This window comes from Pseudomonas sp. GM25 (genome assembly GCF_000282255.1).
Classification (GTDB): Bacteria; Pseudomonadota; Gammaproteobacteria; order Pseudomonadales; family Pseudomonadaceae; genus Aquipseudomonas; species Aquipseudomonas aphyarum.
In genome coordinates, this window is sequence record NZ_AKJQ01000018.1 from 1 (window position 1) to 6,325 (window position 6,325).

At 63.0% G+C, this 6,325-nt stretch carries 6 protein-coding genes and 2 pseudogenes; 6 read left to right on the plus strand and 2 right to left on the minus strand.

Going from position 1 to position 6,325, the window contains the following annotated elements; all coding sequences use genetic code 11:
- Nucleotides 1-197: pseudogene (locus tag PMI24_RS06390) on the minus strand (DUF6231 family protein); the annotation flags it as partial.
- A 199-nt stretch (nt 198-396) separates the two neighbouring features.
- On the opposite strand from PMI24_RS06390, the gene PMI24_RS06395 reads away from it, so the two are divergent.
- The 4 genes from PMI24_RS06395 to PMI24_RS06410 all read left to right on the plus strand — a co-directional run bounded on the left by PMI24_RS06395 (nt 397) and on the right by PMI24_RS06410 (nt 3,096).
- Nucleotides 397-1,092, plus strand: a complete 696-nt coding sequence (locus PMI24_RS06395; protein ID WP_007951999.1) for an OmpA family protein — start codon at nt 397-399, stop codon at nt 1,090-1,092.
- An 89-nt stretch (nt 1,093-1,181) separates the two neighbouring features.
- Nucleotides 1,182-1,904 (plus strand): OmpA family protein, encoded by a 723-nt coding sequence (locus PMI24_RS06400; RefSeq protein ID WP_007952001.1) that lies wholly within the window; start codon nt 1,182-1,184, stop codon nt 1,902-1,904.
- Nucleotides 1,905-2,066: 162 nt separating this feature from the next.
- Entirely contained in the window at nt 2,067-2,345 is a 279-nt protein-coding gene (locus PMI24_RS06405; RefSeq protein ID WP_039771353.1) for a DUF1145 domain-containing protein, read from the plus strand.
- Entirely contained in the window at nt 2,338-3,096 is a 759-nt protein-coding gene (locus PMI24_RS06410; RefSeq protein WP_007952004.1) for a hypothetical protein, read from the plus strand. Before PMI24_RS06405 ends, PMI24_RS06410 begins: the two co-directional genes overlap by 8 nt.
- Nucleotides 3,097-3,141: 45 nt before the next feature.
- On the opposite strand, the gene PMI24_RS06415 is transcribed toward PMI24_RS06410, so the two are convergent.
- The gene (locus tag PMI24_RS06415) at nt 3,142-3,606 is read right to left on the minus strand and encodes a CopD family protein (RefSeq protein ID WP_007952006.1); all 465 of its coding nucleotides are present in this window, start codon (nt 3,604-3,606) and stop codon (nt 3,142-3,144) included.
- 99 nt (nt 3,607-3,705) lie between these two features.
- Here PMI24_RS06415 and dinG point away from each other — a divergent pair, with 99 nt between their 5' ends.
- A complete protein-coding gene (gene dinG, locus PMI24_RS06420; protein WP_007952008.1) occupies nt 3,706-5,850 on the plus strand; it encodes an ATP-dependent DNA helicase DinG in 2,145 nt (714 codons plus the stop codon).
- Between the two features lie 95 nt (nt 5,851-5,945).
- Nucleotides 5,946-6,325, plus strand: a pseudogene (locus tag PMI24_RS06425) (beta-agarase); the annotation flags it as partial.

Below are 6,325 nucleotides of genomic sequence, written 5' to 3' on the forward strand. Positions count from 1 at the left end.
AAACGGCGGGCCGCCAGTTCCGCCGGCAACGCACCGGGCGCGGCGTGCGCGACGCAGGTGTCCGGGTGCGCTTCCTTAAAGGCTGCCAGCGCCGGGAACTCGCTGGCGCCAATCAGCAGCAGACGTGCCGGGGCGTAGCGGTCGAGCAGGGCGGCCAATGCCTGCTGCGGCGTGCGGGAAGAAATGGCGACGTTCATCGAAGCTCCTCAATCAGAGCGCCAAGACTAGCCTGCCCGGACGCCAAGGCCTAGATCTCTGTTCTGCGGGTTTGCGGCAAATTCGTCGAAGTCCCGTGAACAGGCGCACAAACAGCAATGGCCTATTGCTGGCGGAGATTAAAACTCCGGTCTTTACTCCCTGAATCGGTTCTAAGCCGATCCCTCAGGAGAAAACTAGATGAGCATAGTTCGGACAGCATTACCCTTGGTTCTGCTAACCAGTGTGTTGACTGGTTGCGCAGGTTTGCAGAAAACCGACTGGCCGACCTGTGCGGCAGTCGGTGGTGTCGTCGGTGCGGGTCTCGGTGCGACCGAAAGCTCCGCGTGGGCGGGGTATGGCGCGTTACTCGTCGGCGGTACGGCAGCAGCCTATTGCTGGGTTCACGGTGATGGCGATGAAGACGGCGATGGTGTGCCGGACAGTCGCGACAAGTGCCCGGGCACGCCTAAAGGCGTCCAGGTCGATGCTGACGGCTGCCCTCCACCAGCCCCTGCGCCAGTGGTCGAAGAAGCTGTAGTGGTCAAGGAAGAGACCATTGTCATCCGCGATGTTCACTTCCAGTTCGACAAGGCCACGCTGACCCCGGCCGACAAGCTGGTCCTGGATAAAGTCGCCACGCGCCTGAAACAGGAAACCAGTACCGCTCAACTGACCGTGACCGGCCACACCGACAGCGTCGGCAGCGATGCCTACAACCAGAAACTGTCGGATCGCCGCGCGCACTCGGTGGTCAAGTACCTGGTCGAAAGCGGTGTACCGCAAAGCAGCTTCGTGTCGGTGACCGGTGCCGGTGAAAGCCAGCCGGTGGCAGACAACAAAACTGCGGACGGACGTGCGCTGAACCGTCGTACCGAAATCAAAATCAACCGCTAGCCCCCTCGCATCCGCGGCTTGTGCAGTCGCGGATGCGGGTCTTTACTCCTGTGTAACCGGTATGGGCCGGTGACACAGGAGCTTTAACGATGAGTGTTCTTACAAGGTCCGTCTTGCCGGTTCTGCTGCTGGGCAGCCTGTTGACCGGTTGCGCCACCCACAGCGATGGCACCGCTCCCCTCAATCAACGTACCTGGCCGATCTGCAGCCTTATTGGCGGACTGGTCGGCGGCGGTCTCGGCGCGCTCGAAAGTGGCGGCTGGGCCGGCGGTGGCGCTGCGCTGGGGATCCTCACCGGCGGATTGATCTGCTATGCCCAGGATGGCGATGAAGACGACGACGGCGTGTTCGATCGCCGCGACCGTTGCCCCGATACCCCGGCCAATACCCCGGTCGACCACCGTGGCTGTCCGTTGCCGCAATATCCGGTCACCGAGAAACCCGCCGAACCGGCCCCGCAAACCGAAGTCATCACCCTCAACGATGCCGGCAACGTGCTGTTCGACTTCGACAAGTCCGATCTGAAACCGGCCGCGAAAAGCCAGCTGGATACGTTGATGGACAAACTGCGCAATGCCGATGTGGTGAGCATCAAGGTCATCGGCCACACCGACAGCAAGGGTTCGGATGCCTACAACCAGGCGCTTTCGGAACGTCGCGCCAGCAGCGTGGCGGAGTATTTGCTGAGCCAAGGCCTGGCGCCGAACAAACTCACCAGTGAAGGGCGCGGCGAAAGCGAACCGGTCGCCGATAACAACACGGACGAGGGGCGTGCGCAGAACCGTCGGGTGGAACTGCACATCAATCGTTAGGATGAGTCTGTAGTCCGCAGGCTAGAGCTGTCGGTCGATGAACGTCGTCGAACCGGCAGCCATCCGGCGGCGGTCCGGTTTTTTTCATTTTCCCCTCTGGCTTATCCCCTGCAGAAGCCGTTACTGTGCGCCCAAAGAATAATTCGCAACACGGGGGAGCGTATGAAGGTGTTCTGTGGGCTGGGGCGATTGTTGACCCTGCTGTTCTGCTGCGTGGTGCTGGCCAATCAGCTGGTGCCGTTTGTTCATCCGCTGCACCTGCTGGTCAATCTGGCCGGCGGTCTGCTGCTGGCGATCCACGTGCTCGAAGTGCTGCTGTGTAACCGCAGCCTCAAGGGCCGTCCGCACCCTTGGCGTGATCGTGGCCGCATCCTGTTGTTCGGCGTTTTCCACCTGCAAACCATCCCGGCCCCGGCCGCTCCGGAGGCTTCCCATGCGTAAACTCTGCCTGCTCGCTGCATTCATCAGTCCCCTGGCCTGCGCCCAGGTGGTCAGCGTCGAAACCAATTCCCTGATGCGTCTGCCGAACACCGCCAGCACTCTGCAATTGGAGAAACTGGTGGTCGCCGATTACGGCACTTTGCTGATTCCCTCGAACGTAACCGAGCTGAGTGTCGGCGAATTGCAGCTGGGCCATGAAGCGCGCATTGCCATCGTGCCGAGCGAACAGGCGCTGGAGATGAAAGTCATCCGCGCTCAACTTGCCGAAGGCAGCCAGATCACCGCCCGCGGCGCCCCGGGCACCTACGAAAAAGCCGCCCGCGCCGGGCGCAATCTGAATCTGCAATTCAAGGCGTTGAATGCGCCGAAACTGGTGGTCGATGCCCGTGGCGGCACCGGTGCGCCGGGTTTTGTCGGGCTCGATGGCGCCAACGGTCAGGAGCCGGGTTGCACCTGGGGTCAGGCGGGACACGGTTTTGATGGCAGCAACGGCAGCGATGGTCAGCCGGGTGCACCGGGCGCGCTGGTGCGTCTTGAAGTGCCGCGCGAGTTTCCGGCCGAGCTGATCAAGGTCGAAGTCGCCGGCGGTGCCGGTGGCCCGGCCGGTCCTGGCGGCAAGCCGGGGGCGGGTGGCAAGTCCAAGGGCTGCCTGGTCTATCGCGCCGATGGCGGCAAGAGCGGCAAGCCGGGGGCTGACGGGCAGCCGGGGCCTGCGGGTGCGGCGGGGTCTGTCACTGTACAGCGCTTGTAACCTGTCACCTGTTCGCTCCCGCGCCGTGCGCGGGAGCGAACACGCTTAAATCATCGGTCGCGCAGCAGCCACCGCCACCAGCACCACCCCGACCAGCAGATTGAACCCCACCACCTTGCGAATCCGCCCCAGCACTGCCGCACCCGCCGGCCAGTCCTTCGCCTGCACCGCCGTGCGCAGTTCCGGCAGCATCAACGCCTGAATCCGGATGAACAGCGCGGTCATTACCACATACAACCCCATCATCACCTGCACATAACGCGGCGCGTTATCGAAGGCGATGTGTTGCAGATGCAGCATGCCCACCCCGGTGACCGGCAGCAGAATCACCGCCCCCCATACCCAACGAAAAAAACCTTGAAACACTTCCACCCAGAGCGTCAGGCGCCCGGGACCGTCCAGTGCCTTCATCGCCGCAGGGCGCAGCACCATCCAGGCGAAAAACATACCGCCGACCCACACCAATGCGGCGAGTACATGGATGGGGTAAACGAGGCTAAAAGGTGTCATTGGGTCACTCCGGTCTGTGCAGGATCGATTCGCGGGGTATGATAGCCGCCGAACCGAACCACTGAAAATTTATCCAGCGTTTTTTGCGCCCGACACTCAATGATCAGCACTGAACTCAAAACCACGATCCAGGGCGCCTACTCGCGTTTTCTAGAGGCCAAGAGCCTCAAGCCGCGTTACGGCCAACGCCTGATGATCGCTGAAGTCGCCAAGGTCCTCGGGGATATCGACACCGACGACGAAGGCCGGCGCAGTGGCGACCCCGCGATTGTCGCGGTGGAAGCCGGCACCGGTACCGGCAAGACCGTGGCCTACAGCCTGGCGGCGATCCCGACCGCCAAACTGGCCGGCAAACGCCTGGTGATCGCCACCGCCACCGTCGCCCTGCAAGAGCAGATCGTCTACAAGGATTTGCCCGACCTGATGCGCAACAGCGGGCTGAATTTCAGCTTCGCCCTGGCCAAGGGCCGTGGCCGCTACATGTGCCTGTCCAAGCTCGACATGCTGTTGCAGGAAGGCCACGCACAGACCGCCACCGCTCAGCTGTTCGAAGAAGAAGGCTTCAAGATCGAGGTCGATGAGGCCAGCCAGAAGCTGTTCACCAGCATGATCGAGAAGCTCGCCGGCAATAAATGGGACGGCGACCGCGACAGCTGGCCCAACGCGCTGGAAGACGCCGACTGGGCGCGCCTGACCACCGATCACAGCCAGTGCACCAACCGTCATTGCCCGAACTTCGGCCAGTGCGCCTTCTACAAGGCCCGCGAAGGCATGGGCAAGGTCGACGTGATCGTCACCAACCACGACATGGTGCTGGCCGACCTGGCGCTGGGCGGCGGGGCGGTATTGCCCGATCCACGCGACACCATTTATGTGTTCGACGAAGGCCATCACCTGCCGGACAAGGCCATCGGCCACTTCGCCCATTACACGCGCCTGCGCTCCACCGCCGACTGGCTGGAAACCACCGCCAAGAACCTCACCAAACTGCTGGCCCAGCACCCCCTGCCGGGTGACCTCGGCAAGCTGATCGAACAGGTGCCGGAGCTGGCGCGGGAGATCAAGACCCAGCAGCAGTTCATGTTCACCGCCTGCGAACAGATCGCCGACTTCAAACCCGGCGAAGACGTCGAAGGCCGCGAGCGCCCGCGTCATCGCTTCATTGGCGGGGTGATTCCCGAGCACATGCGCGAGATGGGCATCGAGCTGAAAAAAGGCTTCGCCCGCCTCAATGACCTGTTCACCCGTCTGACGGATCTGCTCAAGGAAGGCATGGACGGCGAGGTCAACATCGGCATCGCCAGCAACCAGGCCGAAGAATGGTATCCACTGTTCGGCAGCCTGTTGTCCCGTGCTTCCGGCAACTGGGAGCTGTGGACCGCCTTCACCGCCGAAGACCCGGAAGACAACCCGCCGATGGCCCGCTGGCTGACCCTGGCCGAAAGCGGTTCGCTGTTCGACATCGAGGTCAACGCCAGCCCGATCCTCGCCGCCGAAACCCTGCGTCGCAGCCTGTGGAACGTGGCCTATGGCTGTCTGGTGACTTCGGCGACGTTGACCGCCCTCGGCACGTTCGACCGCTTCCGTATGCGTGCCGGCCTGCCGAAAAAAGCCGTCACCGCCGTGGTGCCGAGCCCGTTCCATCACGCCGATGCCGGTGTGTTGCGGGTGCCGGACCTGAAGGCCGACCCGCGCGATGCCGCCGCCCACACCGCCGCGATCATCCGCGATCTGCCGGAACTGGTCGAAGGCTCTCGCGGCAGTCTGGTGCTGTTCTCGTCGCGCAAACAGATGCAGGACGTGTTCGACGGCCTCGACCGCGACTGGCGCAAGCAAGTGTTCATTCAAGGCAACCTGTCGAAACAGGAAACCCTGAACAAGCACAAGGCGCGGGTCGATGGCGGTGATTCCAGCGTGCTGTTCGGTCTCGCCAGTTTTGCCGAAGGCGTGGACTTGCCCGGCGCCTACTGTGAGCACGTGGTGATTGCCAAGATCCCGTTCTCGGTGCCGGACGATCCGGTCGAAGCCGCACTGTCGGAATGGATCGAAGCCCGGGGCGGCAATCCGTTCATGGAAATCTCGGTGCCGGACGCCTCGCTGAAGCTGGTCCAGGCCTGCGGCCGTCTGCTGCGCACCGAAGAAGACCGCGGCACCATCACCTTGCTGGATCGGCGGCTGGTCACCCAGCGCTACGGCAAGGCGATCCTCAATGCGTTGCCTCCTTTCCGTCGTGAAATATCCTGAGACATCGGTGGGCAGTTTTGCCCGCCGCGCTGTCTATCTCTCTGCTACCGCTTTTCCATTGGCCCTCGTGGGTCGTTAGGGAGAAATCCGTTCTCATGATTCGTCGTTCGTTGCCTGCCATTTTTGCCCTGGTTTTCGCTGGCCCCTTGCTGGCGGCACCTGCCGGCCAGCAGACCCTGTTCAACTTTGTCCGCCCCGCCGACGTGGTGAAGGTCGCGACCGAAAACGCCGACCTGCCGCAAGCCAACGCCGAGCAGACCCCCGAGGGCGAAGTGCTGCGCCGGGTGACGTTCAACCCGACGGCCCGTCCGACCTTGCGTCTGTCCCCGCAGACCGGTGCCTGGGACTGGTCGCAGTCCGGCATGATGAGCCTGCGCATCCAGAGCGCGATGAACTGGGCCGTGACCGTCTACGTACAAATCCAGAGCAACGACGGCAAGACCCTGGTCAGCCGCGTTGACCTGCCGGCGGGGCC